The sequence below is a fragment of the Roseibium sp. RKSG952 genome, assembly GCF_009711355.1.
On record NZ_SMMF01000560.1, the window covers coordinates 1 to 1838 of the forward strand.

Here is a 1838-nt window from a genome sequence, read left to right on the forward strand (position 1 = left end):
TTCATTGCCGGCCCGGCATTCGTGCTGAACCAGCAATTCATCAACTTTACCGGTGAGAACTCCGAAGCGAGGATCTATGGTGTGGCCATGGCACGCGGCACTGGTCTTGCCGATCAGACACTGATCGTCGATCATGCCGTGCCGCACTGCAACAGCCGTGAATTCTTCAAGACCGTTCTCGATGACCGGGCACGCGGGGTGTATCAGGGCCGCATCAATGTGGCGCCGCATGCCCAGAAGACCGATGGCGAAATGATGACGCAGGCTTTGCTTCTTTCGGAAGAGGCCGAAATGGCCAACAAGCCGGAGCTGGAGATCTTTGCCGACGACGTTATCTGTGCGCATGGCGCGACCTGCGGGCAGATGGACGAGGATCTTCTGTTCTATCTGCGCGCGCGCGGCATTCCGGAAGACGAGGCACGCACGCTTCTCGTGCTGGCGTTCCTCTCCGAAGCCATCGAGGAATATGACGAGGACAACGTGACCGAAGTGCTTGAAGCCCGGGTCCGTGATTGGCTGGCGGCCAAGAATTAAAGGAGCAGCGCCGTTATGACGGTTGCAACCGCAATGACCGAAACCATTGCCCACGACTATGATGTCGAGGCGATCCGCAAGGATTTTCCGATCCTGTCGCGGGACGTCTATGGCAAGCCTCTCGTCTATCTCGACAATGGGGCGTCCGCGCAAAAGCCGCAGGCCGTGATTGATGCGGTCTCGAAAGCCTATGGCCATGAGTATTCGAACGTCCACCGCGGATTGCATTACCTGTCGAATACGGCGACCGACAATTACGAAGCTGCGCGCGAAAAGGTGCGCAGCTTCCTCAACGCGCCGTCGGTCGACAATATTGTCTTCACGCGCAGCACCACCGAAGCGATCAATCTGGTGTCCTACGGCTTGGGCGGGGAGACATTCGGTGAGGGCGATGAAATCGTTCTGTCCATCATGGAGCACCACTCCAACATTGTTCCCTGGCATTTCCATCGGGAGCGCCACGGCGCGGTGCTGAAATGGGTGTATGTGCGCGAGGACGGGTCGTTTGATCTCGATGCATTTGCCGAGGCTCTCAGTGACCGGACAAAACTTGTTGCGATCACGCACATGTCCAATGTTCTGGGCACGGTCGTCCCGGTCAAGGAGGTCTGCCGGATTGCCCATGAGCGCGGCATTCCGGTTCTGGTCGACGGCAGTCAGGCGGCTGTACACATGCCGGTCGATGTTCAGGATCTCGATTGCGACTTTTATGCTTTCACCGGCCACAAAGTCTACGGGCCATCGGGCATTGGTGTGCTGTATGGCAAGGCCGACAGCTTGAAAGGCCTAAAGCCGTTTAACGGTGGTGGAGAGATGATCCTCGATGTGACCGAAGATCTCGTGACCTACAACGAGCCGCCGCACAGGTTTGAGGCAGGGACCCCTCCGATTGTCCAGGCGATCGGACTGGGGGCTGCTCTTGATTATATTGAATCGATCGGGCGCGAGAATATCGCGCGCCACGAAGAGGATTTGCGGGATTACGCCCATGCGCGTTTGTCGGAAATCAATTCCTTGCGTATTTTCGGGACGGCTCCGGGGAAGGGGGCAATTGTCTCTTTCGAACTGAAGGGGGCTCATGCGCATGACGTCTCGACAATCATCGACCGGTCGGGTGTTGCGGTCAGGGCAGGGACCCATTGCGCGCAACCGCTCTTGGCAAGATACGGCGTGACCTCTACATGCCGGGCAAGTTTTGGGCTCTACAACACACGCGCGGAAGTGGATGCACTATACGACGCGTTGATCAAGGCCCAGGGATTTTTGGGGTAAGGAAGGTTCGAGATGGAAAATACGGCCACCAT

General features: G+C 57.5%; 2 protein-coding genes. Both read left to right on the forward strand.

All coding sequences use genetic code 11. The features are described 5' to 3' along the window. The coding region (locus E1297_RS02250; RefSeq protein ID WP_196223143.1) for a SufD family Fe-S cluster assembly protein at window positions 1-534 on the forward strand (534 nt) is incomplete at its 5' end. Between the two features lie 15 nt (window positions 535-549). Beyond that, entirely contained in the window at window positions 550-1806 is a 1257-nt protein-coding gene (locus E1297_RS02255; protein WP_244327601.1) for a cysteine desulfurase, read from the forward strand. Window positions 1807-1838: the final 32 nt, after the last annotated feature.

Excerpts from the sequence above, each read along its gene's own strand:
- E1297_RS02255 (WP_244327601.1), top strand. The coding sequence starts at position 550 with ATGACGGTTGCAACCGCAATGACCGAAACCATTGCCCACGACTATGAT.